The organism is Microcystis sp. M44BS1 (assembly GCF_020244875.1).
Lineage (GTDB): Bacteria > Cyanobacteriota > Cyanobacteriia > Cyanobacteriales > Microcystaceae > Microcystis > Microcystis panniformis.
This window is the reverse complement of record NZ_JADBVM010000331.1, coordinates 1-25,780: the sequence shown is the minus strand read 5'-3', so window position 1 is coordinate 25,780 and position 25,780 is coordinate 1. Positions and strand designations below refer to the sequence as shown.

The following is a 25,780-nucleotide window of genomic DNA, read 5'->3' as shown; positions in this document are numbered from 1 at the left end:
TGAATGGGAGCGAGTTGGTGGCGGTGGAATGTAAATCTCGACTGTCGAGGGATGATGTTGATGATTTTGTCAGCCGATTACAGCGATTTAAGGTTGCTTTCCCCCAATTTCGAGAGTTTCGGGTTTATGGGGCAGTGGCAGCAATTGAAATTGATCAGGGAATAGATGTCTATGCCTATCGGCGCGGTTTGTTTGTGATTAAGCAGTCGGGGGAAACGGTTAAAATTATTAATGATGCTCAGTTTCAACCTTTGGGTTTTGCTTAAGGTGTTTAATCTCTTTTTTAAGAAGGCGTAATTTTGCGATCGCCCTTTTAATTAATAATGAATAGTTGATAATGTAAACTGTCAGGAGTCATTTGGGAAACCATCATGGAAATAAAAAATATTAAACAAAAAGCCAGAAATTTAATCGATAAATTGCCAGATAATTCTACATGGGATGATTTGATGTATGAGATTTATGTGAGACAGGCAATTGAAGCGGGGTTAGCCGATAGTGAGGCGGAAAAGGTTATTTCTGTGGCAGAAGTACGCACTAAGTTCAAGCTAGAGTCATGAAAGTTTTCTGGACAGAAACCGCCGTTAATCATTTATCAGCCATCTACAACTACATATCACAAAACTCCCCTCAATATGCTCAAAGACTGGTGGAAAGATTGACCAGACGCTCAGAACAGATTGCTAATTTTCCCTTTTCGGGTCGTCTTGTTCCGGAGTTTGAAACTGAGCAGATCCGAGAAGTTATCGAGGGTTCTTATCGCATAATTTATTATATCAAACCTGAGCAAATCGATGTTATTGCGGTACTTCATGCGGCCCGAAACATTGAAAATCCACAGGACTAACGATAATCCAAGACCATTGGGGGAGTAAATTACTGGCAGCAGTGAAGATTACCAAAAAGCGCAAGAAAGAACCACAAAGGCACAAAGAACACAAAGATTTTCTCACTCATAACTTTCTAGCAGGAACCATACTACAAAAAAATCGGGCGAGTGGCTGCCCCCTCGGTGACAGGTATCGAAAACCCAGAACCCGCATGGCTTCGTCGAAAATTACCCGTTCGTAAATGTTGACAAAATCTTGTAAGTCTATGTGCTACACTCTCTTAAGTCTTGACGCGAGAGAAGAGAGACTATAAAACTAGCTACAAGGTTGATAGCAACTCAGTAACAGCATCTTCTGATATGAATTTTCGGAATTCTAATATTTCGATGAGAACCAGTGTATTATCGTCAGAATAGTGTAGGATAACTTGTCCGTCATCTTCTGCATAACTGATTGGTTTATCCGATAGCTCTATTAACAAAGCATCGACATCTTTGCTATAGTTAATATTTTTCATATCTTGACCTCTTTCCAGGATATAAAGTAATTACTAAAATAAAAGCACTGACTTCTCGACAAACTACTCGTAAAACCAAGTTTTCATTTAATTTCCTTTGATAGATAATTTTCTGTTCTGGGAGCTTCTCTATTTTATCAGGTTTCCGAATTGTATCAATTATAAATTCTTGGACAAGAGTAACTCCATGATTAGCAAGAATATCAATTTTTGATTTTGCATGATCGCTAAATCGAATCTCTTTCATAATTCATAATTCATGATTCATAATTCATGATTTTTTAAGGCTTGGCTCCTCGTCTTTGCTTAGTTCTGCGACAAGAAATTGCATTACCTTCAACTTGTCTGCACGAGATAGATTTCTCAAAGTGGGGAATAGCTCTGCTATAGACATCTGGCTTAGAAGATTGTACTACCTTTCTATTTTCTCATAGAGCTATCTATTCACCGCGCAAATTTCCATAGGTGGCAGGAACCATACTACAAAAACATCGGAGCGGTGGTTAACCCCTCGGTGACAGGTATCGGAAACCCAGAACCCGCATGGCTTCGTGGAAAATTACTCGTTAATAATTGTTCACAAAATCTTGTAACCCTATATGCTACAGTCCTTTAAGTCTTGACGCGAGGGAAGACAACGTCCACCCCACCGGGCATATTACTTGACAACTCCCTCTCCGCCCCACACAAACCCCACAACCCAAAACGGGAACAACCAGACACACGGTTGTACATGAGTATTGGAAAATGACTTTCTGCCTGTGTTGTAGCATGATACGCTTCTTCAAGCTGCAACCAGTCTTCTTCTCGCCAACCGACGCGAGCACCAAAACGTTCCCATACTTCCTCATTGTACTTTTTCTTACCCTTTAGGTCACGGTAAATTTTCGCCTGTCCCCTGATGCCAAATTTTCCTTCGCTGTATTTCACCCATAGGCGGTCAATCTCATCGATTACCTTTAGAGATACAGATCTAAAAAAAATATAGAAGTCAGCAAAATTTTTTATAACCATCCATTGGTACATGATAAAAGCGGTTTCGTAGTCAGCTTTTTTCCAATCCTGTTGCTCTAGGTACCTTTCTAATTTTTGATAGATTTGCCCTGTATTTGCTTTGAGATATTTCCTGTGTTTTCTCAGTTCTTTTTCGTAGGCCTTATCAGCTTCTCGGTTATATTGTACCGAGATCATCTTATCGAATTGTTGCCTAAACCTTTCAGGGTTTTCTGTCTCTGCAAAAGCCAGACGGAAAATCTCTACCCATTTTTCCTCGTTTTCGTTCTCTTTATTCCCCCAAAGTTCGGTTAAAGCCTTGGCTGCTGTTCCGGCTAAACCAGATAGCTTACTTGCATCTTTGGGAAGCTCGATATGGGGGTTAATATGTTTGATGTGGGAGGCGCGGTAGAGGGTTTCTCTGTCGTCATTGTGGATTACCTCGATCAAACCTTTATCTTGTGCTTGTTGTAATTTTTTCTGATAGTTGGGAACAGATTGACAAACCGCTTCTAAAGCAGCCAAAGGGACAGGAATTTCATAGATTAGGCAATTACTGACCACTTTTTCAAGAGCTTCATCCGTCAATAGTTGCGGTTTTTCTTCTAACCGCCAGACTATTTTATCGCGCCAAGTAACATCAGATTCATTCTCAAATGACTGCAATTTAGCATCTATATCCCCTGAACTTAAAACCTCATTATTGAGCCATTCCAACAGACGGGGGTTGCCATCAGCAAGGGTTAAAGCTCTTTCTATATAGTTTTTATCAATCTTACCTGAACTAAAATGCTCTAACCGCCGCAATTTCTTTTGTAAATCGGACTCTTTGTATTTGAAAGAGGGCAAAGACTCCAGATGATAAAATTCCTCTAATAGAGGGGAATTGAAGGTATAGCGCGAGGTAATAATCAGGCGATGATAGTAATTGGTTTCCTGTATCGCCCAAACTAGAGCTTGCAATAGTTGAGCTACCCCTGCTTTAAGGATGTAGTCATCGCTGGATGAAGGACATTCTAAGTTCCACTCTAAATCATCGAGGATGAGCAAAAAAGGCTGGTTTAACTGACTAAAAACATCCCTTAAGCGATAGTCTAGATCCTCATTAGAATCCAGAAGAGTTTGACGTTGTGGACGATCTAATTTTTTAGCTAGGGTATCAACTAAGCTAGTTTGATCAATTTGTTGATGCCAGACAAGCTTAGTATAGTCTGGAAGGCGATCGCACAGACGAGCGGCGAGGGTACTTTTCCCGTTACCACCAAAACCTTGCAAGAAAACCCCAGCTTTATGAATTGCTTTAGAATTATCAAAGGGTTTTTTCAGCACTTGCAAGCAATCCTGAAGATCACGGCGGCGACCGATAAAAGTTTCCCGTGTGGCTACCCGCAAATATTTCGTTTCTGGGTCCACAAATTTGTCAACAAAGGATACGGGAGGTAAAGGTTTTTTCTGTCCCCTCTTTACCAAAGCTTCTGGGATACTTCCCCTCACATAGAGGCGTAAACAATGCCAATCCCTGGCCTGATTTCCTAATAATTTCTGATAGGCAAAAGCTAACGACTCGCTTAAAGTAAAGCCTTGGGAAAGCTTTTCGTAGAGGATGGCCGCCGTGTCAGCAGCTTCGTTATCCCTGACGGGTTGACCCCACCCCAAAACAGCTTTAGCCCCATTTTCTAATAACTTCTCGGCCATCGAAAGGATCTCATCACCATCGGAGTAGCCTGTCCGACACCCTGATAAAAACAAAAGCTTGGGTAAATTAAACTGTAATTCTCTGGCAATATCTTCGGCGCTGGTATCTTGCCTATCTCCGTATTCCGTCTCAGTAATAAAATAGGGTTTCCGCTCCTTGATGGTGGCGTGTCCGCTCAGGTGGATAACATCGAAATATCCCCTATCTTTACTGGCTATCAATTCGCCTAATTCTTGAATACATCCGCTCTCTTCAACGGTTAAAGATAGGGGTTTTCCTCTAGTTGCTTTGAGGATCTTCCCTTCTTCTGCCTCAAAGTCTAGTATAGGCTTTACACCCTTAGCAGAACTTGCCATGAAAACCACATTTAAGGCTCGATCCTGCGGGTTGTTGTCCACAGTTAACAGCCTTTCATTACCGGTTTTCATCCACCGCATGGGAACAATAGCGGGAAGCTTAGACACCAGAAAATTTTGACCATCGTGTAATAATTCCCAGGGTAGATGGACTAATCCTTTGCTGGTGCTGATAGCTAGAACTATTTTCTCTCCCCGGTGGCTATCTAATTCGTTCTGTAGAATGCGCTCTGTACCATCTAACCATCGGTACAAACCTTGTCCTGTTTTGGCGTGATCTTCCGGTAAACGAGTATAGTAATCGGTATCAGCCCTACCGCTCAGATTTTTGATTTCACTCAGAAATCTTGTGTAGGTACGAGTCTGGTTGGGGTTATCCCAGAAAAATCGGAACTCAACGCTATTGCTACCCCTCTCCTGAAGGTCAATATGCAGTATCTTCATGATTTTTCTTGTTCCAAGAGTTTTTGTAGTTGCTCTAGGGTAGCATCTTTGAGCATCAGGCGATCGCCGTTTTTGCTGACAATTAACACTCGTTCGATTTTCGGGGTTTCAGGAGAGTCAATTTTTCGCTTTAACTGGTAAAATTTCTCAGCGATGGCGATTGTTCCGCTAATAATGCCGATGATGGTGGCAATGGTAGCAAGGGTTCCCTCTTTCTCCTCTTCGGAGATAACTTCGTAGCTGCCTTGCACCCCTTCCATCTCTAGGATATCCTGAGCAACTTTGATAGCATCGGCTCCTTGAATTTCTATCCGCATCAGTTTTGTTCCTCCTGTCAGTACCCAAGCAAAATGATCCTAAATCCGTTTATTAAAAACTGATTATCTATTCCCCCTTTTGCCTGTCCTGATATGTAGCCTATACTCAACGAATTTAGCACGAAACCCAACCAATGTCCTATTATCAAATAATTATAAATGATTTTGCCTGGTTATTGGATGGGGTGTTGGGTAACAGTCGTCAACCCAACCTACCTTCCGCGCTTTCTAGCTGTCGGTTCTAAGAGTTAGATTACCAAGTACAAGCTGAGCTAAGTCATCAGCTTTCTTTGATTGTTCTGCCGCCAATGTCCTTAGCGTAAACTCTTGTTCGACAGCATCTCCAATTTGTGTTTGAATCTCTTCTGGGGGAACAATTATTTGTAATTCTAGTAATCTAGACGGGCTAATTCTCTGTCGCCCCGTTGCACCAGTAACGTTTGCTGTCGCTTGTCGGGTAAAATGATCAGAACGTAAAGCCCGAAAAAGGTAATAAAGATTAATCTCGGCTTGTGATTTTTTTCGCAAAACAATAAATTCAGTTGAAGCTACTGCGTTAGTTACATCTTGAGTTACTAGCGCAATCTTTTTGTTGGCCAAGCTGGGCATGATCTTGGCGAAGAGAATGTCATTCTTTTGAAAGCGATGTTTTGTACTTCCAATCTCATTTCCTTGATTAAGTTTAAGAGTTAATATATAGCCATAAATATCATCTACTTCTCGTAAATCTATATATTCAAATATTTGACCAGCATATCTACTAGAGCGTGGATTAACGCTTCTTGATACAACATCTACAAAGTTTCCTAAAGGCTGCTGTTCAAACTCACCTATTTGCTCATGCAAATATTGTGTATAAGCTGCACCAGCATCAACTGTATCGATACTACGGGCTGATTCTTCAGTGATTGTTAATATTAAAGGGTCTGATTTAATTAACTCGATAGTCATTGCAATTTTAGTTTTACTCTATGATAGGCTTCCGCGATAACAGGTAAATCATTGAGATCAGTTTCTCTATAATATTTTGAGGTAATGTCATAGCCAACCTGTTCTGCTTGTGCTAAAAAACGCTTTTTATTGTCTCCAGTAGTCTTCTTGAGATACAAAACACAGGTTCTAGCATTAGACCCCCCAAACGGCTTAAATGATCCGACAGGTAAGCTTATACAACCATGAATATGTGTACGAGATTTCACAAAGTTGCGAACTTCAGTCTCGGAAACTCCGCTGGCAACACCATGGGGCAAAATAACTAGCAAACGTCCAGTTTCAGGCTTTAATAGTCGAATTGCTCTCTCAAGAACCAAATAGTCTGAACCTTGAGCAGCTTTACCTCGTCCTAGATAATACCGGTTTAAAGTAGCAGAATCTTCATAGGGTATATTGAACGGGGGATTAATGAGAATTACATCAAACATTGCTGCGTTATTTTGCTCAATATTTAAAAAATCAGTTCTGCGTCCATCTGTATTCTCAAAAACATCTTCTCTAATTGAATCTCCTGTATAAATATGTTCATAGCCATCACCATGTAAAATCATATTTATTCGACATAAAGTGGCTAACCGAGGATTTATCTCAATTCCCCATAGATTATTCGTGACAAGATTACTAACTAAATGATCTTTTTCATCTTGGCTAGAATCAAGAAATCGAATTTTTTTGCGGACATTAATAAACGCTCTAATAAGAAAGCCACCACTTCCGCATGATAAATCAAGGACTTTTTCTCCAATTTTTATATCAGCTATCTCAACCATGAACTCAACTAATTGTCTTGGGGTTAAATACTGTCCTAAGTCCCCTCGGAGTGTTCCAGTAAGAAAGGCTTCATAAACAGAACCAACTACATCTCCTCCTGCTCCAGCCAAGGCAAGTGGTGTCTTAAAACCATAAAGACCAAAAGGCTCTAATTCACGAACAATTTTTTCAACAGTTTCGTTGCTTCTAATTTGAATTTGAGTTCCCGTAGGGAATACATTAAAAGTCTGTTTTGCGTCAGTAAACATTTGCTGTAAAGCAGCTAGAGGTCCACTGCCAAGAAGCCAGGAAGATGTAAAGCGATTGGGTGCAAGGCCTTCAGCATCTCTTTTCTCTTCGTTAAACTTACAAGTGAGAATTTTAGTTAGCTCATCAAATGCAGACTCGGCAATGAGTCCTTCTTTAGCTAACTCTTTTCGACATTCCCTAAATGCTATTTCTAAGTCACCTTTATTTTCAATAGTTACTAAAAGTCGCTCAGCAGCTTGTCGCTTTCCCAATTGAACTACATTGCTAGAGACAGTAAGTATTGTGCTTTCAAGCTCTTGCGGTTCAGGAACGGATTCTAATCCGCCAATATCGTCTCTATCCAAATAATAAATCTCCCAATCACGTCCATTAGTCAGAACTGCAATTGGTGTAGATGGTTCAAGAAGTTGAGCATAGGAAAGCGCTTGGTTAACATCCTCCTCGCTCAATCGATGCTGAATACGCTTGGTTTCAACCACAAGAGCCGGACGTTCCCCAATATAAACAACGATATCAGCTTGCTTTCTAAATCTATGTCCTGAAGTTCCAGTGATTGAGACTTTTCGACGTATCTGGTTCCTGTCGTAACCAAGCCTCATTATGAAAGGAATAACAACATTCTCAGCACAGTCGTCCTCAGAGTTCAACGGTGGTGCTTTGCGAAAAATGTCATCTAAGATAGCCTGTTTATTCAACGGCATAATAATCTATACACCTATGGGTTACACGATAACTAAGCCTACTGCAAACCAGAGCAGTAGGTAAATAGCTTAAACCGTTGCGTTGCTGTTACAGGCAATACTACTATTAACCAGCTTAGTTGGGGAAAAAATCTCAATTACCATCAATGGTTGACCTAAGAAAATATTTCAGTCTCTCCGTCGGGAAATAACCTATTAGAGACTGAAAAATCTTAGTCATTCCATTCCCCTTTGGGTGGTACGGGGGGATTGCGTCGAAGATGACGGGTTAAGTCCTCATCTGGTTGTTTCTCTCCTCTTAGCCACTGTTTAATCGCTGTTTCGATAATGCGACTAGGATCGTTAGTCAGGTGTTTAATCTGGTCTAAAACTTCCGAGTCAAGGTGAATAGCGATTTCAACTTTCTCCGCCGTGCGCTGAGTCGGTGTAGCATTGTCGTTCATAAGCTCTATTAATGATTGCTATCTATCATTCTACCCGTCAGTCGAGGATTCTTATCCAAGAGTTTATCTATGGTAATCCGATTTGGACAAATCATAGAGCCTTTCCTTAGCCATTGCCCTTTGCCTGATTTTGTCAGCATAATCAAGCCTACCATAGTTTCCTGTGGATGCCGAGAGGGGAAGCCAAGGCCGAAACCCTAACTATACTTGCAGTTTAGCTTTTTTTACCTTTTACTTTTCACTTTTGCTCCAGCCTTAGAGACTTTACCTCTACAATGAATTAAGGAATCTAAAATTTTATAAACCCCTGACTTTTGCCAGCAGTGAACCACGATGACTGACGTTCCCGTTTCTCGCATTCGCAATTTTTCCATCATCGCTCATATCGATCATGGTAAATCAACTCTCGCCGATCGCCTCCTGCAAATTACAGGAACCGTAGCCCAACGGGAGATGAAAGAACAATTTCTCGATAATATGGACTTGGAACGGGAACGAGGTATCACCATCAAGTTACAAGCGGCACGCATGGATTATACCGCTAAGGATGGTCAAAAATACGTTCTCAATCTGATTGATACCCCCGGCCATGTGGATTTTTCCTACGAGGTTTCTCGGTCTCTAGCGGCGTGCGAGGGAGCTTTATTAGTTGTGGATGCGTCCCAAGGCGTGGAGGCGCAAACTTTAGCCAATGTTTACCTAGCACTGGAAAATAACCTCGAAATTATCCCAGTTTTAAATAAAATCGACCTACCCAGTGCCGAACCGGAACGAGTCGCAGCAGAAATCGAGGAAGTGGTGGGTTTAGACTGTAGTGAGGCGATTCGGGCCTCGGCTAAGGCTGGGATCGGTATTAATGATATTCTAGAGTCGATCGTCCAATTAGTTCCCCCTCCCCAAGATACCCTCGAAGAACCCTTCCGAGCTTTAATTTTTGATAGTTATTACGACGCTTATCGAGGAGTAATTGTCTATTTCCGCGTTATGGATGGTCGGGTGAAAAAGGGCGATAAAATTCGTTTTATGGCTTCTGGTAAAGAATTTGTGATCGATGAATTGGGAATTTTATCACCGCAACAGGTGCAAGTAAATGAACTGCACGCGGGAGAAGTGGGTTATCTGGCAGCCGCGATTAAAACTGTTGCCGATGCCCGGGTGGGTGATACGATTACTCTAACCGCTAAACCAGCACAAGAGCCTTTACCCGGTTATACGGAAGCAAAACCGATGGTTTTCTGCGGATTATTCCCCACGGATGCTGATCAGTATGCCGATCTCAAAGATGCGCTGGAAAAGTTAAAATTAAACGATGCAGCTCTATCCTACGAACCGGAAACTTCTAGCGCCATGGGTTTTGGTTTCCGTTGCGGTTTCTTGGGATTGCTACACATGGAAATCGTCCAGGAAAGACTAGAAAGGGAATATAACTTAGATTTAATTACCACTGCTCCCTCGGTAGTTTATCGGGTAACTACCACCGATGGGGAAATTGTCGAAGTGGATAACCCTAGTTTGTTACCTTCCCCACAAAAACGGGAAAAAATTGAGGAACCTTATATCCAAGTGGAAATGATTACTCCGGAAACCTATGTAGGCGCTTTGATGGAATTATGTCAAAGTCGTCGGGGAGTTTTCAAGGATATGCGTTATTTTACTAAAACTCGCACCGCTTTGATTTATGAGTTACCTTTAGCAGAAGTGGTGACGGACTTTTTTGATCAATTAAAATCTCGATCGCGCGGTTATGCTAGTATGGAATATCAATTAATTGGCTATCGGGAAAATGAGCTAGTTAAATTAGATATTATGGTCAATGGTGATCCCGTTGATGCTTTAGCGATGATCGTTCACCGGGATAAAGCTTATTATGTTGGTCGCGCTTTAACCGAAAAGTTAAAAGAATTGATTCCCCGGCATCAATTTAAGGTTCCCATTCAAGCAGCTATTGGTTCTAAAATTATCGCTAGTGAACATATTCCCGCTTTAAGAAAGGATGTCTTAGCTAAGTGTTATGGTGGCGATATTAGCCGCAAGAAAAAGCTGTTAGACAAGCAAGCAAAAGGGAAGAAACGGATGAAAGCGATCGGCACTGTTGATGTCCCGCAAGAGGCATTTATGGCAGTCCTAAAACTCGATCCTCAGTAAAATCTTGGGGTGAGTCAATCCTCACCCTTTTTAGTTTTGGCAGTGGCTAATTATTATGAAACTTTTGAGATTATCCTATCAAGATTTAGCCTCTGGATTAAGTATAGATTCTTGCAAATTTTTTCCAGATTTGAATTTATTAGTTGGTATCTCAGGTGCAGGAAAAACCTCGATTTTAAAGGCTATTAGTAATTTAAAAAGAATCGCTAACGGTGAGTCTATAAATGGAGTAAAATGGGATGTAGAACTTTTAACCAATGATCATGTTCGTTATCATTGGTTGGGTGAATTTGAGGTTAGAAAAGCTCGTTCTCTCATCAAGATTGAAGAAGATGAAGTCAATAGTAATGACGGCGAAAATAAGGTTAGTATAATTAGGGAAACTCTTTTAAAAGATCAAGAGGTTTTGATCGCAAGAAATCAAGAGGTAATTGAGTTTAAACATTCAAAGACACCAAAACTACCATCTTATTTAAGCTGTATAGAGCTTTTCAATCAAGAAGAAGATGTTTTCCCTGTTCGACAGGAATTTAACAAAATGATTTTCAATCCACTTGAGTTTAATATCTCATCTTCAACATTGGCTAAAATCTTTATAAACTACGAATATGCCGAATATAACTCTCTCTCTGAATTACAATCGAGTCAACTTCCTATTTCCGACAAACTACTGATCACTTATAAAAAATATCCTGATACGTTCGAGATAATAAAGAGAAAGTTTTTAGATATTTTCCCTCAAGTTGAAGATTTAAAAATAGAATCTTTAGAGCCATCCGAACTAGGTGATCTGCTTGTTTCATTAACTAGAATTGGTTTACTTGAAGAGCCACCTCGCATACAAATAAAAGAAAAAAACTCTCATGTCTGGATTGTAGAAACAAATATCTCCTCTGGAATGATAAAAAGCCTGATGTTCTTAGCAACGATCAAATTATCTCCTGATGGGAGCGTTATATTAATCGATGAATTTGAAAATAGTTTGGGGGTTAACTGTTTGGACACTTTAACAGAAGATTTATTAGTTAATTATCGAGATTTACAGTTTATTATTACCAGTCATCATCCCTATATAATTAATAATATCAGTCCTGCCTATTGGAAAATAGTCACTCGTAAAGGAGGAGTAATTCAGGTACACAATGCGGCTGATTTTCATATTTCTAAAACTCGACAAAAAGCCTTTATTGATCTTATCAATGTCTTAGAAGAATTTCCCCAAGGAATTAGTTAATCGATGAATATTTATTTTTTAGTTGAAGGAAGAAGTACCGAAAAAAAGCTTTATAATACAGCGTATCGATAAAACTGAACACTTAAAAACCTTTCAGAAATTTATTAATTTTTGTGATAATATTCGTCAAAATTTTAGATAAATTGATCTCTGGTGCTTCTGACGAGGATGAAATATAAGCTGATCTGGCATCGTCTCCTGACTAATAGCTGATTGAGAATACAAGACTATGACAAGGCTTTTGTCCTAGAAATTTCTAGGTCGGCAGATTTTTGTAGTATTGTAGTATAATGGTAACTCCAGAAAAACAATCCCAAAAGTGCCTTTAGTCTCTTCAGTTAGCAGTTACCAGATAGAAGTTAAAAATTGGCAATTTACTTGATGTTATGGCTTCCTTACGGGATATTATCAGTTACTATCGCAATTATCAAAAAGCCGCCTTTTTGAGCATTGCTGCCTCCAGTGTCTTTGAAATTATCGATCTGATGGTTCCCTACGCTGTCGGACAGATTCTTAATGTTCTTTCTCATCAGCCTTTAGATGGATTCGTGCAATCTTTAGTCGATCGCACCATGGTTTTAACTCCCTTTGCCTCAGAAAAGTGGGTTAGTTTGGCAGTATTATTAGGCTTAATTTTCCTAACCACGGTAATTAAAGCACCAATTCAGCCTTGGCTGGGTGTATGGTTTCACTGGGAAATATCCTTAAGAGCGAGACGAGATCATCTCAGAAAAATTATTGCCAAAATTCTCACCTTACCCCTATCTTTTTATGATGAAAATAATCCAGGACGCATCGCTAACCGGATCGCCAAAGGCATAGAAAATCATACTTGGACTTATCCTGAAGTGGCGGGAATGATGATCCCAAAACTGTTTAGAGTTTTCGGTATCTTTATTGTTATTTGGATAATTCAATGGCAGATCGCCCTTACTTTTCTTATTTCCTTTGTATTAATTGTAGCTTTTATTTTAAGAGATTTAAAAGATTTAATGCAAAAAGAAAGAATTCTTGATCGGCATATCGAAAATACCCAAAGTCGCAATTCTGAGATTATTACTAATATCAAGACCGTCAAAGCTTTTGCCACAGAAGGACAGGAATTATATCGTCAAAAACAGCGTTTAGAGAGAGAATTTACCTACGTTATCCATCGCATTCATAAGGGTTATGTGGACTTAATAACTTGGGAAAAAACCCTCGTCCAGGCTAGTTTATTTGGAGTATTTTTCTTTACTCTCCTAGCTACCGTTCAACAGAAAATCTCGATCGGGCATTTTATCACCACCTATACCCTCGCTAGTATGGCCTATGCGGAATTAGATCCCCTATCCCAAATGGCAGAAACTTTCGCTCGTCGCTATGCTTCTATGGCACGTCTAAACAAATTTATTAACTTGCCTAGTGGAACTGATGCTGGTAGTCTTTTAGCCGATCATGCTCAACATAATCCCTATCATTTTACCGGGAAAGTAGAATTAAGTAATCTTAGCTTTGGCTATAGTCCAGAAAGAACGATTATTAAGGATATTAATCTGCTGATTGAACCCTATCAAACCGTGGCATTAGTCGGAAGATCTGGTTCAGGAAAATCCACTTTAGTTAAGTTACTTTTCCGCTATTTTGAACCGAATCAAGGGCAAATTATGATAGATGGCGAGGATATTAGTCGCTTGGATGTGACTTGGTATCGGCGACGGTTAGCGATTGTCCATCAAGAAGTAGATGTGTTTAATGGTACGGTGTTAGAAAATCTCACCTACGGTAATCCTAATATTAGCTTCGAGAAGGTAGAAGAAGCCTGTAAAATTGCCCGTGTCGATGAATTTATTCAGGAATTATCTAATGGTTATTCCACTATTGTAGGGGAAAGGGGCGTGCGTCTTTCGGGGGGACAAAGACAGCGATTAGGAATTGCTAGAGCGTTAATTGTTGATCCAGATGTGTTAGTGTTTGATGAGGCCACTTCTAGCTTAGATTATGAGTCAGAAAGAGCCATTCAACTAGCTATGAAATCCATTTTAGGCACTCGCACCACGATTATTATTGCCCACCGTCTTAGTACCGTTCGAGAAGCTGATCAAATTGTCGTCTTAGATAATGGTCGCATTGTCGAGATCGGTAGCCATGATCAATTATTAAATCAGCAGGGAATCTATCAACGTCTCCACTCTTTGCAAGAAAGTGGCGAACTGGTTTAGTCTTAAAATAGTCCCCGATAGGGAACCGAGAAAATATATCTAATGGGAGTTGATACTATGTCTAACGAAACCGTTACCTATTCCCTAGAAGCTGTTTTGACTAGGATTGAGGGGAAAATTGACAATCTCCAAAAAGATGTTAACCAAAAATTTGACAGTTTCCAAAAAGATGTTGACCAAAAATTTGAAAGTCTCCAAAAAGATTTTAACCAGAAATTTGACAAAATCGACGAACGGTTAAATAAGCTAGAGGTAGGACAGGCAAAGTTAACCGAAAAGGTTGAAGGAATCGATAATCGCCTAAAATCAGTGGAAGGAACCCAAAAAAATCAGGTTTGGACATTAATTATTCTTTTGGCAAGTGCGATCGCTACTGCTGGTTGGAAAGTATTTTTTTCAGGTAATCCCTAGAATTAAACCGTGGCTATTAGTCACAGTTTCAAGTTTTGTCATCCCGGAAAAATGATGTTCTCAGACAACCTCAAACCGGTTTAGTCTTAAAATAGTCCCCGATAGCGGACCGAGACAATATATCTAATGGAAGTTGATACCATGTCTAACGAAACCGTTACCTATTCCCTAGAAGCTGTTTTGACTAGGATTGAAGGGAAAATTGACAATCTCCAAAAAGATGTTAATCAAAAATTTGACAAAATCGACGAACGGTTAAATAAGCTAGAGGTAGGACAGGCAAAGTTAACCGAAAAGGTTGAGGGAATCGATAATCGCCTGAAATCAGTGGAAGGAACCCAAAAAAATCAGGTCTGGACATTAATTATTCTTTTGGCAAGTGCGATCGCTACAGCCGGTTGGAAAGTATTTTTTTCAGGTAATCCCTAGAATTAATAGTAGCAACCTCACCACCCCCTTATCCTGATCGGCATGGTGGGTTCAATCATCAAGTTTAACCCTCTGCTAACCAGCGCACGGCATCCTTAGCGTGGTAGGTTAAGATAATATCGGCACCCGCCCGTTTAAAGCTGGTTAAAGTCTCTAAAGTCACCCGTTTTTCGTCAATCCAGCCATTTAACGCCGCCGCTTTAATCATTGAATATTCCCCCGACACATTGTAGGCAGCCACGGGTAAATTAGTCATTTCTTTGATTCTCCAGATAATATCCATGTAAGATAGAGCAGGTTTCACCATTAACATATCTGCCCCCTCTAATACGTCTAATTCCACCTCTTTTAAGGCTTCCCTGGCATTACCCGGATCCATTTGGTAGGTTCTGCGATCGCCGAATTGGGGGGTAGAATCAGCCGCATCCCGAAACGGACCATAATAGGCAGAGGCATATTTAGCTGTATAGGAAAGAATCGGTGTATCACTATAACCCGCCTCATCCAATCCTTGACGAATTGCCTGCACAAAACCATCCATCATTCCCGACGGTGCAATGATATCCACTCCCGCTTTTACCTGGGAAACGGCGGTTTTTTGCAATAATCCCAGAGTAGGATCGTTTAACACCCTGCCGGTTAAATCTCCCGTTTGTAGATAACCACAATGACCGTGGTTGGTATATTCACACAAACAAGTATCGGCGACAATGAGTAGATCGGGAACTGCCTCTTTAATTGCTGTGGCCGCTTTCTGCACAATACCATGATCGTGCCATGCTCCCGTCGCCTCTGTGTCTTTACTTTCTGGCAGCCCGAATAAAATAATCGCTGGGATTCCTAAATCCCGCACTTCCTTGGCTTCGTCAACAATTTTATCGATTGATAATTGGTACACCCCCGGCATCGATTTGACTTCCCGGGCAATACCTTCCCCCGCCGTGGCGAAAAGAGGATAGATAAAGTCATTAGCTGTCAAGACGGTTTCACTCACCAGACGGCGCATTTGAGGGGTTTGACGCAGACGACGGGGGCGATGAATAGGAAACATAGTTTTTTGTGATTAAATCGGGAATCTGGTCTTTAGTTTAAATCTTTGCTGAGGATGAACACAAATCGATTCAGCCGGCTGCGGGCTGCCAGCAGCTATCCGCAACATTTAGTTATTTTGAGCTTAATCAAACTATTTAGGTAAAAAATGACCTAATGAGGCTTTATCATCGTTTTAAGGGCGAAAAACCAGCAATTTGACTAAAATTTAATCTTTATACCGATAACTTTTGCTGTCGCCACCACCGCATCTCTTTACAAAACTTTACCTCATCAGAGGATTAGGCAGATGGGGAGATGGGGAAATGGGGAGATGGGGAGATGGGGAGATGGGGAAATGGGGAGATGGGGAAATTTCAACTAAAACCCCAACACCCTAAAACCCCAACACCCTAAAACCCATCTCCATTTGGGAGAAGGATCGTTTATTCTAGTAGGTAAGAGCGATCGATTCAGGATTTTTGCTATGGCCAACTTAGGTGATTTAGTCAAAAAAGCAGTTTATTTGGGCGTAGGCATTGCTACTTATGCCGCCGAAAAAGCTGAAGTAAATTTACAAGAATTAAGAAATCAAGCCCAAAAATTAGCCGATGAAATGATTTCTCGTGGCGAAATGACGACGGAAGAAGCAAGGAAATACGTTGATGAGTTGGTGAAACAGGCACAACAGCAAACGGTGGCAGCTAACGAATCTAATATTCCCCATGAACCCCGACGGATAGAAATTATTGAAGATGAGGAGGACACCAAAGCAGCCGAGCCAAAAGTAGATGAATTGCGGCAAAAGGTGGAACGTCTTCAGGAGGAATTACGGAAACTGCAACAGGATTAAAACCTAATTTTAGGGACAAATAATTAATTATTACCAGACAAGGGACGCAAGTATAAACATGGACGATTGGCAGAAAGATTTTTGGGAAGTTATCGAAACTGTAGCACTGGGAATTGAAAATTTTTTCCAAGAAGTTACCCAAACTATCGAAGAAATCAATGAGGAAATTATCATCGATCTGGAACAGTTTATTCAAGAGGTTTTACCCCAGGAATTAGAGGAATTTTTTAACCTCGATGAATCCCTATTTTCGGAATTAGATGAACCCTCGGATTTTATGCTCACTCCCAAGGTTAACCCCGATCCTAACACCCATCCTGCTTGTATCGGTTGCCGTAATTATCACGGTTATATCTACGGAGGCAATCTTCTCGTCTGCGGTTTCCATCCCTACGGTTGGGATAGTGATAGCTGTCCCGATTGGCAAGCAGAGGATTAATTATTTTCCTATAAAATCAGGTAGGGTTATTATCCCTACCCATAACTTTTATCTCAAAGCAGTTATCTGTCATTTCTAGTTAAGAATTACCCTTGGGAGCATGGTAAGGTTCAGAATCAAAAGGCTGCATCCCCACATCGGGATATTCATCATTGTTGGGACTAAAAATGCGAGCGAAAGCCTCTGTTAGGTACTGGACAAAATTGTGTAATGTATCCTTGATATTCATTGCTTTTCTCTCCGACTCTCGACAACAATCTCTTTTTCGGATCAGGTTGATTCACCCCTCCATCCCCATTATCTGGCCAGAATCTCATCAATTGTTGACTTTTGAGACAATTCTTGAATAATCTTCATAATACTTTATATTTTTTTTGTTTATTTAAACTTTTATAAGTAGGGAGGCACAATTATTTGTAGGATGGGTTAGCGGTAGCGTAACATGATCTGGCGTTGGGTTTCATGCTTCAACCCAACCTACGTTCATCTTATATTTAATTCCACCCACCTAGCTTAATAATTCTTGTCTTTTTGTCAAGGAAAAATTATTCAATTAAATCGCTGAACAGATATTTGATTGTTGTCCAGAAAGGACTGTATCTTTGTTGATCATCTAAGCATAAATATCCATTGACAAGAACTTTTAATTGAGCATTATCTATCTCCTCATCCAAAAAAGGTTCGATGGCTTTCTGACGAAAGTCGTTGATTTTATTGAGGTTTAATCCCAACTTTTCGATAGTATTAATCGCTTTTTGATCATCTTCTTGTGCAGGTTTAATTGTGCCATCATAGTTAAAGGCAAAGTGAGACTCACAATCGGGATTAAGTAGAGAGATTAAGAGATTTTCATCAAACCAGCTATTTTTTAGATTACCACAGTGCCGAGGTTCACCAAGCTTAAGATTTGCCTGACAGTAACATAGCAAATGGGAGCATCTCACCTTTGTAACTCCTAAATCAGGTTTTTATGTCAAGCTATTTTGAAAGCCTTGCTAGAAACCAGTTTTAGGGATAAGTATAATTACTCACTTGCATAAATGAGATGCTCCCATAGCAAATAGCAAATTGGCATAATCTAAGGGATCAACAGTGGGATCACTTTGAGGTTTAAAATGTTCTATATGGCATTTACCATCAACCAATCGACTTTCACAATAACAACATATTTCCCCCTGTTCTGTCATCAAAGCTTCAATTAGTATTTCTTTTGGTTTTCCTGCTAAATTTTTAAAGTCGGGCTGCCAATCTGAGTTAGCTTGCTCTTTCCAATTCTTAAACTCTGGTGGTTCTTGTCTTTTTCTAATATACTTCATTTTCCGATAATTTCCTTGCGTCGAATAATAACTTCAGCTTTAATTAATTCTGGATCATTTTGAATTTTAGCTCTGAGATCATTGATTTTATTTTTAGCTGCCTCTAATTGATTTTGAGAAATTTGTTCATAGATATATTTCAAAGCTTCAGCGATTTCCTTGGGACGAGTTGTCTCTAACCCCATCAAATCTTCCAAAATTCGATCAACATTTTTGCCGTAGGACTCCTGCACGGGATGAAATTTTATTCCCATTTCTGTTTGTTCCATGAAGTGTAAACTTTCTGGTTGAACATGAGTGATAATATTAGGAGAATGGGTGGAAATAAAAAATTGACAGTTAGGAAAAATTTCTAGTAATTTAGGTACTACAAATCTTTGCCATTGAGGATGTAAATGTAAATCAATTTCGTCAATAATAATAACGCCATTACCCGTTAAGGGATCAGGATTTTGAGGATTAGCAATCGCCATTCTTCGAGCTAAATCTCCCAGCATAGCAATCAGACATTTTTCTCCATCAGAAAGTTGATTAACAGTAACTATTTCATTCTTTTTTGTTACTTCCATTCTCAAGGGATTACGACGGACGCTAAGATTAGTAAAATCGGGTAGAAAACGTTCGATTGTTTCCCGAACCGCTTCCAATTGGGGATCGGGAAAACAAAAACCTTCTGGTTTAATTAGATCATACTGATATTTTCTATTTTCATTTTCTAAATCTTCACGTTCGCGAAACCATTCAAAAAAAGTGCGAAAATCTGATCCACTGGTTAAAGCATTTTCGTAGGCACTTAGAGAATCAAATTGATGTTTTGTTTTAATTTTTAATGGTATATCCAGCACTGCTCGATTAACAGAATAATAAACAAATAAAGGTAAGTTAATTTGTCCTTGATGTTCAGTAATTTGCAGTTGTATTTTTTTAGTATAATCATTTAATTGGCTAAAATTACTCCGTTCTCCAGCGTGGCTATATCCAGTCCTAGTTTTTACTATTTTCCAAGTAATCTCTTGACTATCTTCCGTCACCCCAGTGGTTTCAATTATAGCCGTCCCCTGACCATTATTAATCTCGGTTTCGCTAATCTTTCGTCCACTGGCATTAGTATTTTTTAGGCGATTAACTAACCAGGAAAGCATAATAGACAAACTATCCAAAATGGTAGATTTTCCCGCACCATTAACTCCTATAAATACATTTAATTGCCGATGAAAGTCGATGTTTAAACTGACTGCACCTCGATAATTAATAAGCTTTATAGACTTAATTCTCATGGTTTTTTGTATCGGCAATATTTGCTTATAGTTGAGATAATTGTTAGAGAATGACTCTCGAATAATTGCCAGTAAAACTTAGATAGGGTTAAGAGACAGTAGGACAAGGAATAGAAAAAAATATCGACCAAAGAAATAATATCTAGTTTTAGCACAGAACCGGATATTCATAATGATTATTTATAATTTACCCCCGACCAACTCAAAAAAACCCCGGCCGACTTTCCCGATCGCTGCCCTCTGTGAGACAATCGATCGAGTGTTATCCTAAACTCCGCCAATTTTCATGTCCGACGACGCTACTATTCGCACTGCTGTACAACGTCTCTACAATACCTATCCTTTCCCTCCCGAACCGCTCCTAGACGAACCCCCTCCGGGTTACAATTGGCGCTGGAATTGGATTGCTGCCTATAACTTTTGTTGTCATCGTAAACCCGAACGAGAGGATATCCGGATTCTCGATGCGGGTTGTGGTACCGGTGCGGGAACCGAATATCTGCTCGCGCTCAACCCTTTCGCTCATGTAGTCGCTATAGATATCAGTGAAAAAGCTCTAGAAATTGCCAAAGAACGCTGTAATCGTTCGGGAGTCGCAGCAAAACACCGAGGTTCTCTCGATTTTCACCATTTACCTCTTGAATCGGCCACTAATCTCCCCGGAGAATTTGATTTAATTAACTGCGTCGGGGTGCTGCACCATCTCCCGGACCCGATTAAAGGGATTCAATCCCTCGCGCAAAAACTGGCCCCCGGTGGTCTGCTGCATATTTTCGTCTATGCACAATTGGGACGCTGGGAAATCCAGTTAATGCAATCTGCGATCGCACTTTTGCAGGGAGACCGACGCGGAGATTATAAGGATGGGGTCGCTGTCGGCCGAGAGATTTTTGCCTCTCTACCAGAAAATAATCGCATTTTGAAACGGGAAAAAGAGCGTTGGTCAATGGAAAATCATCGCGATGAGTCCTTCGCTGATATGTACGTTCACCCCCGGGAAGTGGACTACAATATCGATACCCTCTTTCAACTGATTGACGCGTCAGGATTAGCCTTTATTGGCTTTTCTAACCCTTCCTACTGGCAATTAGAGCGTTTATTGGGTAAATCCCCCGAATTGATGGCTAGAGCGCAAAATTTAGGGGAAAGGGAACGTTATCGCTTGACGGAATTATTAGACCCAGAAATCACCCACTATGAATTTTTCCTCGCTAAACCACCGATTTTGACTGCCGATTGGTCCCGGGATCAAGTCCTAGAGAATGCAGTGGCCGAAGTTCATCCCTGTCTTTACGGTTGGCCTAGTGCAAGTGTTCTAGATTATGATTATCGGCCAGTTAATCTTTCGGAGAGAGAATTTGCTTTTTTACAAGCTTGTGATGGTCGTTTAAGCGTGGGAGCAATCGATGCTCAAGTTGGTTTAGGATTAACTGGTGTGCGTTCTTTACAACAGCGCCAACTACTGGTTTTAAGTTAGGGAAAACTTGGGGATGTTAGAGATAGCGTCCCTTGGCAATGGGTAACTTGTAAACTAACTTGGCTAAATCTTGCCAAAAATTCTTGTTTCTTAACAATTATCCCCCTCTCTCGCCATAGTTTCAGCCCCAGAAATGACTAGGGCTGAATTATAATAGTTATATAGAGTGGACAAGGCTGATAAATTTCTGATTGGTCCGATTTTTACCCAGATCGGTAAACGGGAGAGTTTAATCATTATCCCAAGATTCCGAGGCGATTAAGTCACCAATTTGATCTCTGAGAAGGTAGTCACATCGTTCTAGTTCACATTCAACACAAACCCACTCCCGGGGGGGAATGAACTGACAGAGGGTGTAGATCGGTTGGTGTCTGCTCACTACCCCCTGTTCTACCATCTGACGGACTTCGTCCTTAATCATCCTGATAGAGTAAGCGGTGGGAGCGGTGGAGAAAGTTATGGCACTCATGGGAGATTTCCTGCAAGATCTACAAAAGAAGTCTTATCAATAACTATAGTCTAACCTACAAGGGGACAAAAGAGATTTTTTGCTGTATCGAGGATGACAATTTTTTATATATAGCGAAACCCTCTCCCCTCACCAGTTTAGGCTGAGGTGAAGAAAAGTTAAATTTATCGGCTAAAAGCTGTCGAGTCCCCTTATACCGAATCAGTGATCAGTTATCAGTGATCAGTTATCGGTGATCAGTTAAGCTGTTGACTATCTAGAGTTTGCTGAATAAATGTGAAATGTATGCAAGGTAAGGGTTTTGGGGATTTTCTTGCTCCCACAGGTGCAAGATTTTGAGAGAATCGTGGTTCAAAACCTTGCATCTTCATCGGCCCGCGTCCTGTAGGGGCGAAGCATTCGGGCAATAACCTATCGCTGAAACCGGAGATTTTCTATCCGAATGCTTCGCCCGTACTTTTTGCCGCAAACCCTATCTAATATTACTGGTTAAGACTGCACCGGAGTGCTGGAGTTGGCAGCAGGGAGAGGAAGTCAGAGCATTTGTACTTAATTTTTCCCTGAGCGTTTTAAATTCAGTACAGCTGATCAGTGATCAGATTTGAGTTTTCTGTTTACTGTTTACTGGACGGCTACGCCGTGCCTTTGGCAACACTGAAAAAAGTTTCCCGCTTAAGCTAATAAATGGGGAATAAAAATAAAAGCCGCTACGAGTAAAGCGGCGATCGAGGCGATTAAAACGGCACCAGCGGCACAATCTTTCGCTATTTTGGCTAAATCATGGTAGGATTGCCCCACCGTCAGATCTACCACTGATTCTAGGGCAGTGTTAATTAATTCTAAGACCATCACCAGAGCGCAGGTAAGGGTGACAATCGCCATTTCCAGGGCATCAACCCGCAAAAATAAGCCCCAACTAACCGCTACTAGGGTAATCAGGGTGTGAATGCGAAAATTTCTTTGACTGACAAAAGCATAACGGACTCCGGCCCAAGCGTAGCGAAAACTGACTAACAGATTCGAGGCGACTTGCCAAGCGTATTCTCTTTGACTGGGATTGTTACCCTCACTCACCTGTCCCGATCGAGGGATAAAATTATTGTTGAGATAGGGATTAGGTATGCTGGCAGATTGGTTGGCTTGATGATAATTTGTCTTCATATTCCTCAATAATGCTTGACAAAAATAACTAACTATGTATCGGCATTTCGACGGTTTTTAACAAAGTTTCCTGTAAAGATAGCATTTCTAACAGACTTGTTTCATCGGGATGGTCCCAACCCAAAAGATGTAAACAAGCGTGGGCAGTTAACCAGGCCAATTCTCGCGCCAAAGGATGATTTTGTGTTAAAGCCTGTTGTTGTGCTGTCTCCACAGAGATGATAATATCCCCCAAATATAAAGGTTCTGTCTCTAAAATGCGCTCATCGACTGGGAAATCCACTTCGAGAGTGGCAAAAGCGAGAACATCCGTCGGTTGATCTTTGTGGCGATATTGGCAATTATAGGTCTGAATTTCTCGATCGTCTGTTAAGCGCAAACTTAGTTCATAACCGGCGGCAAGGGGGAGATAATCCGATAGATAGCCTAACCATGTCTCCAACCAATAGTGCCAAGTTTCCCCATCCACAGGACTATTTCCGGGATCAAAATAATTATCCTGTAGGCACAAATCCACCCCTAGGGGTAAAGTCTCACTCACCAGATTTCACCCTAGGGACGCGTCAGATAGGAAATACCGACAAAAAAGCCTAATAGGGCTGCCGTAGTTAAAAAAAAGTGTTTTAACGAGACGCCTTTTTTCTTGACCATATTCCGCATCGCCAGCTTGACGTAACTGGGTTGCGCTTCGGTGGCGGTTTCTACTGCGGGGTCAGTGGTGCTAACAGGTTCAGTCATCAGTAATTCCCCAGACAAGGATTGATCGCTATAAGTGTAACAGATTATTAAAGAAGTGCAAAAAAAATTCAATTATGGGAAAAATTGTTACCCGTCCGGGATAGTCAAAGTGGTCACTGCGTGCGCGTTGTTGGGGGTTTTGGGGTGTTAGGGTGTTAGGGTTTTAGTTCAATTTCCCCACTTCCCCACCTCCCCACTTCCCCATTTCCCCACCTCCCCACTTCCCCACCTCCCCACACCCCACACCCCACACCCCACACCCCAGCAGTCTAACCATGTCTTCCCACGATACCGAAAGCATCCAGACTATTTTTCAGAAAATTTGGGGCTATGATAGCTTTCGCTTTCCCCAACAGGAGATTATCGAGACAATTCTAGCGGCAAAGGATGCCCTAATTGTCATGCCCACGGGATTTGGTAAATCTATCTGTTTTCAACTGCCCGCTTTATTAAAAACCGGCTTAACCCTAGTGATTTCTCCCCTAGTAGCCCTAATGGAAAATCAGGTGGAGGAATTATTAGCCAAAAAACTACCCGTCGCCCTGATTCATCACGAAATCCCCCGACAACAGAGAAAGAAAACCTTAGCAGCGATCGCAGATCAAACCCTGCGACTTCTCTATCTTTCGCCGGAAACCCTCTTAAGTCCGCCCCTCTGGTCAAAATTAACCCTTCCCCACGTTAAAATTAACGCTCTCATCCTCGACGAGGCCCATTGTTTAACCCAGTGGGGCGATAATTTTCGTCCTGCTTACCGTCGTCTTGGGGCTGTCCGTCCCGCTCTTCTACAATCGAAACCGGCCGGCAGCCAAATAGCGATCGCTGCTTTTACCGCCACCGCTAACCCTGTTACCCGTGAGACTCTCACCCGCGTCTTACAACTAGAAAAACCGCAGCTTTTCTTAATAAATCCTTACCGTCAAAACCTTGACTTAAGCACCAAAATATGTATTAGCCCCGGTTGTCGTCGTCATCAACTATTAAACTTCCTCACCAGTCAACCTCGACAATCCGGCCTGATCTATACTCGTTCCCGTCGCCATAGTGAAAATTTAGCGGCATGGTTGCAATCTCTCCACTATCGCACCAGCGCCTATCATGCCGGTTTATCGCCCTTTCAGCGTCGGGAAATAGAACAAAATTGGCTGCGGGGGGATTTAACTTTTGTTGTCTGTACCTCAGCTTTTGGCATGGGTATCAATAAACCCGATGTGCGTTGGGTTGTCCACTACCAACCCCCAGCTTTACTATCGGAATACCTACAGGAAATCGGCCGCGGTGGTCGCGATGGCGGTAAAATGCAGGCTCTCACCTTAATTAGTGAACCGACGGGATGGTTAGATAATAGCGATAAAAACCAGCAAAAATTCTTTAACTCCCAACAGGAACGCCAATACCGACAAGCTTGGCAAATTTTAGCCCAAATTCCCCTAGAGGGCAAAGTAGAGGCGATTAGTGCCGAATTTCCCGATGGTGCGCTCATTCTCTCCCTTTTACACAGTCTCGATCGCCTAGAATGGCTCGATCCTTTTCATTATCGGCTTATTTATCGCCATAATTCCGCCAAGATGACTTTTAAACCCAGAAATGAGATATTTCCCTATCTCTATACCCGTCGCTGTCGTTGGCACTTTCTCTTAAATGCCTTTGGTTTTCAGGAAAATGCCGATAATTTTCGCTGTGGTCATTGCGATAATTGTCGTCGCAATCGACCTCTGGTAAGCTAGGAAGCGCCAAAGCAGGGAGAGCAGAGCATTTGTACTAAATTTTCCTGTCTTTTTTCTCCTCCTGTCTGGGATTCTCCTCAGCTAAGGTCAGATTTTTGATTTTTGCAGGAGATCTATAGCGGTTTTCCCAGAAGTGAGTCCCGATTGAATCTATCAAGGGATTTACCATACCTTACCCGAAATAATAGTGAAATTTTGTGACAAAGTGCAGCCAGATATAAGAATCTTTGCTAGATTTCTAGAAAGCTTCTGTGATAAGTCTCCTTAAAAGGAGATTGTTTGCAGTAAGCTAATCTGGCTAACACGCTTTTGGGCGTGATATGGGGGAAAGTTCTTGGTTTCTGTATAATTAATAGTTATACGCTTTTAGAAAAATTTGCTGTGAAGCTTTAATCTCAATCTTTTTAAGGGTTTAATTATGTCGGTTCTTCCGAACTTACCATGTAAAATCAACTAGCAAAATGCCAATTTAATAAACATCTAATACTAAAGTTTTTAAAGTTTCTAAATCCATAGCCTCTCCTTTTAATCACCTTCAGTTTATTGTTAATTCCTTCCACTGTT

28 protein-coding genes and 1 pseudogene are annotated in these 25,780 nt (G+C 41.0%); 12 read left to right on the top strand and 17 right to left on the bottom strand.

Features of this window, described 5'->3' with window-relative positions; all coding sequences use genetic code 11:
- The 3 genes and pseudogenes from IM515_RS24485 to IM515_RS24475 all read left to right on the top strand — a co-directional run.
- Nucleotides 1-266 (top strand): annotated as a pseudogene (locus IM515_RS24485) (DUF3782 domain-containing protein); the annotation flags it as partial.
- 105 nt (nt 267-371) lie between these two features.
- A complete protein-coding gene (locus tag IM515_RS24480) occupies nt 372-560 on the top strand; it encodes a hypothetical protein (protein ID WP_069474714.1) in 189 nt (62 codons plus the stop codon).
- The gene (locus IM515_RS24475) at nt 557-847 is read left to right on the top strand and encodes a type II toxin-antitoxin system RelE/ParE family toxin (RefSeq protein WP_002734305.1); all 291 of its coding nucleotides are present in this window, start codon (nt 557-559) and stop codon (nt 845-847) included. The genes IM515_RS24480 and IM515_RS24475 overlap by 4 nt, the downstream gene beginning before the upstream one ends.
- 302 nt (nt 848-1,149) lie before the next feature.
- Here IM515_RS24475 and IM515_RS24470 read toward each other — a convergent pair whose 3' ends face one another.
- The 7 genes from IM515_RS24470 to IM515_RS24440 form a co-directional block, all read right to left on the bottom strand.
- A complete protein-coding gene (locus IM515_RS24470; RefSeq protein WP_271955355.1) occupies nt 1,150-1,347 on the bottom strand; it encodes a DUF2283 domain-containing protein in 198 nt (65 codons plus the stop codon).
- A complete protein-coding gene (locus tag IM515_RS24465) occupies nt 1,334-1,594 on the bottom strand; it encodes a DUF4258 domain-containing protein (RefSeq protein WP_110579526.1) in 261 nt (86 codons plus the stop codon). The genes IM515_RS24470 and IM515_RS24465 overlap by 14 nt, the downstream gene beginning before the upstream one ends.
- A gap of 365 nt (nt 1,595-1,959) precedes the next feature.
- Complete coding sequence (locus IM515_RS24460) at nt 1,960-4,836, bottom strand: CHAT domain-containing protein (protein ID WP_287627138.1); 2,877 nt, start codon at nt 4,834-4,836, stop codon at nt 1,960-1,962.
- Nucleotides 4,833-5,153 (bottom strand): hypothetical protein, encoded by a 321-nt coding sequence (locus IM515_RS24455; RefSeq protein WP_287627137.1) that lies wholly within the window; start codon nt 5,151-5,153, stop codon nt 4,833-4,835. The genes IM515_RS24460 and IM515_RS24455 overlap by 4 nt, the downstream gene beginning before the upstream one ends.
- 228 nt (nt 5,154-5,381) lie before the next feature.
- Nucleotides 5,382-6,104: a restriction endonuclease subunit S gene (locus IM515_RS24450; RefSeq protein WP_002770928.1), complete on the bottom strand. Its 723-nt coding sequence runs from the start codon at nt 6,102-6,104 to the stop codon at nt 5,382-5,384.
- Nucleotides 6,101-7,867 carry an N-6 DNA methylase gene (locus IM515_RS24445; RefSeq protein ID WP_287627136.1) on the bottom strand — a complete coding sequence of 589 codons (1,767 nt, stop codon included), beginning with the start codon at nt 7,865-7,867 and terminating at the stop codon, nt 6,101-6,103. Before IM515_RS24445 ends, IM515_RS24450 begins: the two co-directional genes overlap by 4 nt.
- Before the next feature lie 212 nt (nt 7,868-8,079).
- On the bottom strand, nt 8,080-8,310 hold the full coding sequence (locus IM515_RS24440) for a type II toxin-antitoxin system CcdA family antitoxin (RefSeq protein ID WP_002732463.1): 231 nt from the start codon (nt 8,308-8,310) through the stop codon (nt 8,080-8,082).
- Nucleotides 8,311-8,643: 333 nt separating this feature from the next.
- Between IM515_RS24440 and lepA the strand changes: the two genes are divergently transcribed.
- From lepA to IM515_RS24415, 5 genes are all read left to right on the top strand, one after another.
- Nucleotides 8,644-10,455, top strand: a complete 1,812-nt coding sequence (lepA, locus tag IM515_RS24435) for a translation elongation factor 4 (RefSeq protein WP_002744314.1) — start codon at nt 8,644-8,646, stop codon at nt 10,453-10,455.
- A 55-nt stretch (nt 10,456-10,510) separates the two neighbouring features.
- The gene (locus tag IM515_RS24430) at nt 10,511-11,689 is read left to right on the top strand and encodes an AAA family ATPase (RefSeq protein WP_287627135.1); all 1,179 of its coding nucleotides are present in this window, start codon (nt 10,511-10,513) and stop codon (nt 11,687-11,689) included.
- 386 nt (nt 11,690-12,075) lie between these two features.
- Nucleotides 12,076-13,890: an ABC transporter ATP-binding protein gene (locus tag IM515_RS24425; RefSeq protein WP_287627134.1), complete on the top strand. Its 1,815-nt coding sequence runs from the start codon at nt 12,076-12,078 to the stop codon at nt 13,888-13,890.
- A 57-nt stretch (nt 13,891-13,947) separates the two neighbouring features.
- Nucleotides 13,948-14,301 carry a DUF4164 family protein gene (locus IM515_RS24420; RefSeq protein WP_193957672.1) on the top strand — a complete coding sequence of 118 codons (354 nt, stop codon included), beginning with the start codon at nt 13,948-13,950 and terminating at the stop codon, nt 14,299-14,301.
- A gap of 141 nt (nt 14,302-14,442) precedes the next feature.
- On the top strand, nt 14,443-14,730 hold the full coding sequence (locus tag IM515_RS24415) for a DUF4164 family protein (RefSeq protein WP_052278447.1): 288 nt from the start codon (nt 14,443-14,445) through the stop codon (nt 14,728-14,730).
- A 64-nt stretch (nt 14,731-14,794) separates the two neighbouring features.
- Here IM515_RS24415 and hemB read toward each other — a convergent pair whose 3' ends face one another.
- The gene (gene hemB / locus IM515_RS24410) at nt 14,795-15,781 is read right to left on the bottom strand and encodes a porphobilinogen synthase (protein ID WP_190722184.1); all 987 of its coding nucleotides are present in this window, start codon (nt 15,779-15,781) and stop codon (nt 14,795-14,797) included.
- 465 nt (nt 15,782-16,246) lie between these two features.
- Between hemB and IM515_RS24405 the strand changes: the two genes are divergently transcribed.
- Both IM515_RS24405 and IM515_RS24400 read left to right on the top strand, forming a co-directional pair.
- The gene (locus IM515_RS24405; protein ID WP_002770913.1) at nt 16,247-16,612 is read left to right on the top strand and encodes a phasin family protein; all 366 of its coding nucleotides are present in this window, start codon (nt 16,247-16,249) and stop codon (nt 16,610-16,612) included.
- 58 nt (nt 16,613-16,670) lie between these two features.
- On the top strand, nt 16,671-17,051 hold the full coding sequence (locus IM515_RS24400; protein ID WP_287627133.1) for a hypothetical protein: 381 nt from the start codon (nt 16,671-16,673) through the stop codon (nt 17,049-17,051).
- 79 nt (nt 17,052-17,130) lie between these two features.
- Here IM515_RS24400 and IM515_RS24395 read toward each other — a convergent pair whose 3' ends face one another.
- From IM515_RS24395 to IM515_RS24380, 4 genes are all read right to left on the bottom strand, one after another.
- Complete coding sequence (locus IM515_RS24395) at nt 17,131-17,280, bottom strand: hypothetical protein (protein ID WP_002752187.1); 150 nt, start codon at nt 17,278-17,280, stop codon at nt 17,131-17,133.
- A gap of 316 nt (nt 17,281-17,596) precedes the next feature.
- On the bottom strand, nt 17,597-17,995 hold the full coding sequence (locus tag IM515_RS24390; RefSeq protein ID WP_287627132.1) for an HNH endonuclease family protein: 399 nt from the start codon (nt 17,993-17,995) through the stop codon (nt 17,597-17,599).
- Between the two features lie 84 nt (nt 17,996-18,079).
- Nucleotides 18,080-18,367, bottom strand: coding sequence for an HNH endonuclease family protein (locus IM515_RS24385; protein ID WP_287627131.1), 288 nt, complete (start codon nt 18,365-18,367; stop codon nt 18,080-18,082).
- Nucleotides 18,364-19,644, bottom strand: a complete 1,281-nt coding sequence (locus tag IM515_RS24380) for an AAA family ATPase (protein WP_287627130.1) — start codon at nt 19,642-19,644, stop codon at nt 18,364-18,366. The genes IM515_RS24385 and IM515_RS24380 overlap by 4 nt, the downstream gene beginning before the upstream one ends.
- A 286-nt stretch (nt 19,645-19,930) precedes the next feature.
- On the opposite strand from IM515_RS24380, the gene IM515_RS24375 reads away from it, so the two are divergent.
- Nucleotides 19,931-21,121: a class I SAM-dependent methyltransferase gene (locus tag IM515_RS24375; protein ID WP_287627129.1), complete on the top strand. Its 1,191-nt coding sequence runs from the start codon at nt 19,931-19,933 to the stop codon at nt 21,119-21,121.
- Between the two features lie 229 nt (nt 21,122-21,350).
- On the opposite strand, the gene IM515_RS24370 is transcribed toward IM515_RS24375, so the two are convergent.
- The 4 genes from IM515_RS24370 to IM515_RS24355 all read right to left on the bottom strand — a co-directional run bounded on the left by IM515_RS24370 (nt 21,351) and on the right by IM515_RS24355 (nt 23,489).
- The gene (locus IM515_RS24370) at nt 21,351-21,590 is read right to left on the bottom strand and encodes a DUF4327 family protein (RefSeq protein ID WP_002738935.1); all 240 of its coding nucleotides are present in this window, start codon (nt 21,588-21,590) and stop codon (nt 21,351-21,353) included.
- 672 nt (nt 21,591-22,262) lie between these two features.
- Complete coding sequence (locus IM515_RS24365; RefSeq protein ID WP_002770904.1) at nt 22,263-22,751, bottom strand: diacylglycerol kinase family protein; 489 nt, start codon at nt 22,749-22,751, stop codon at nt 22,263-22,265.
- 28 nt (nt 22,752-22,779) lie between these two features.
- A complete protein-coding gene (gene ybeY / locus IM515_RS24360) occupies nt 22,780-23,292 on the bottom strand; it encodes an rRNA maturation RNase YbeY (protein ID WP_147068766.1) in 513 nt (170 codons plus the stop codon).
- Nucleotides 23,293-23,303: 11 nt separating this feature from the next.
- Entirely contained in the window at nt 23,304-23,489 is a 186-nt protein-coding gene (locus IM515_RS24355; RefSeq protein ID WP_002752941.1) for a DUF3285 domain-containing protein, read from the bottom strand.
- 275 nt (nt 23,490-23,764) lie between these two features.
- Here IM515_RS24355 and IM515_RS24350 point away from each other — a divergent pair, with 275 nt between their 5' ends.
- Nucleotides 23,765-25,216, top strand: a complete 1,452-nt coding sequence (locus tag IM515_RS24350; RefSeq protein ID WP_287627128.1) for a RecQ family ATP-dependent DNA helicase — start codon at nt 23,765-23,767, stop codon at nt 25,214-25,216.
- A 449-nt stretch (nt 25,217-25,665) separates the two neighbouring features.
- Here IM515_RS24350 and IM515_RS24345 read toward each other — a convergent pair.
- Nucleotides 25,666-25,780 (bottom strand): transposase (locus IM515_RS24345; RefSeq protein WP_287627140.1); only part of this gene is annotated, 115 nt, incomplete at its 5' end.

Excerpts from the sequence above, each read along its gene's own strand:
- hemB (WP_190722184.1), bottom strand. The coding sequence starts at position 15,781 with ATGTTTCCTATTCATCGCCCCCGTCGTCTGCGTCAAACCCCTCAAATG.
- IM515_RS24425 (WP_287627134.1), top strand. The coding sequence starts at position 12,076 with ATGGCTTCCTTACGGGATATTATCAGTTACTATCGCAATTATCAAAAA.
- IM515_RS24455 (WP_287627137.1), bottom strand. The coding sequence starts at position 5,153 with ATGCGGATAGAAATTCAAGGAGCCGATGCTATCAAAGTTGCTCAGGAT.
- IM515_RS24375 (WP_287627129.1), top strand. The coding sequence starts at position 19,931 with ATGTCCGACGACGCTACTATTCGCACTGCTGTACAACGTCTCTACAAT.
- IM515_RS24405 (WP_002770913.1), top strand. The coding sequence starts at position 16,247 with ATGGCCAACTTAGGTGATTTAGTCAAAAAAGCAGTTTATTTGGGCGTA.
- lepA (WP_002744314.1), top strand. The coding sequence starts at position 8,644 with ATGACTGACGTTCCCGTTTCTCGCATTCGCAATTTTTCCATCATCGCT.
- IM515_RS24445 (WP_287627136.1), bottom strand. The coding sequence starts at position 7,867 with ATGCCGTTGAATAAACAGGCTATCTTAGATGACATTTTTCGCAAAGCA.
- IM515_RS24395 (WP_002752187.1), bottom strand. The coding sequence starts at position 17,280 with ATGAATATCAAGGATACATTACACAATTTTGTCCAGTACCTAACAGAG.
- IM515_RS24460 (WP_287627138.1), bottom strand. The coding sequence starts at position 4,836 with ATGAAGATACTGCATATTGACCTTCAGGAGAGGGGTAGCAATAGCGTT.
- IM515_RS24465 (WP_110579526.1), bottom strand. The coding sequence starts at position 1,594 with ATGAAAGAGATTCGATTTAGCGATCATGCAAAATCAAAAATTGATATT.
- IM515_RS24350 (WP_287627128.1), top strand. The coding sequence starts at position 23,765 with ATGTCTTCCCACGATACCGAAAGCATCCAGACTATTTTTCAGAAAATT.
- IM515_RS24385 (WP_287627131.1), bottom strand. The coding sequence starts at position 18,367 with ATGAAGTATATTAGAAAAAGACAAGAACCACCAGAGTTTAAGAATTGG.
- IM515_RS24370 (WP_002738935.1), bottom strand. The coding sequence starts at position 21,590 with ATGAGTGCCATAACTTTCTCCACCGCTCCCACCGCTTACTCTATCAGG.
- IM515_RS24430 (WP_287627135.1), top strand. The coding sequence starts at position 10,511 with ATGAAACTTTTGAGATTATCCTATCAAGATTTAGCCTCTGGATTAAGT.
- IM515_RS24355 (WP_002752941.1), bottom strand. The coding sequence starts at position 23,489 with ATGACTGAACCTGTTAGCACCACTGACCCCGCAGTAGAAACCGCCACC.
- IM515_RS24480 (WP_069474714.1), top strand. The coding sequence starts at position 372 with ATGGAAATAAAAAATATTAAACAAAAAGCCAGAAATTTAATCGATAAA.
- IM515_RS24415 (WP_052278447.1), top strand. The coding sequence starts at position 14,443 with ATGTCTAACGAAACCGTTACCTATTCCCTAGAAGCTGTTTTGACTAGG.
- IM515_RS24450 (WP_002770928.1), bottom strand. The coding sequence starts at position 6,104 with ATGACTATCGAGTTAATTAAATCAGACCCTTTAATATTAACAATCACT.
- IM515_RS24420 (WP_193957672.1), top strand. The coding sequence starts at position 13,948 with ATGTCTAACGAAACCGTTACCTATTCCCTAGAAGCTGTTTTGACTAGG.
- IM515_RS24365 (WP_002770904.1), bottom strand. The coding sequence starts at position 22,751 with ATGAAGACAAATTATCATCAAGCCAACCAATCTGCCAGCATACCTAAT.
- IM515_RS24470 (WP_271955355.1), bottom strand. The coding sequence starts at position 1,347 with ATGAAAAATATTAACTATAGCAAAGATGTCGATGCTTTGTTAATAGAG.
- IM515_RS24475 (WP_002734305.1), top strand. The coding sequence starts at position 557 with ATGAAAGTTTTCTGGACAGAAACCGCCGTTAATCATTTATCAGCCATC.
- IM515_RS24380 (WP_287627130.1), bottom strand. The coding sequence starts at position 19,644 with ATGAGAATTAAGTCTATAAAGCTTATTAATTATCGAGGTGCAGTCAGT.
- IM515_RS24400 (WP_287627133.1), top strand. The coding sequence starts at position 16,671 with ATGGACGATTGGCAGAAAGATTTTTGGGAAGTTATCGAAACTGTAGCA.
- IM515_RS24440 (WP_002732463.1), bottom strand. The coding sequence starts at position 8,310 with ATGAACGACAATGCTACACCGACTCAGCGCACGGCGGAGAAAGTTGAA.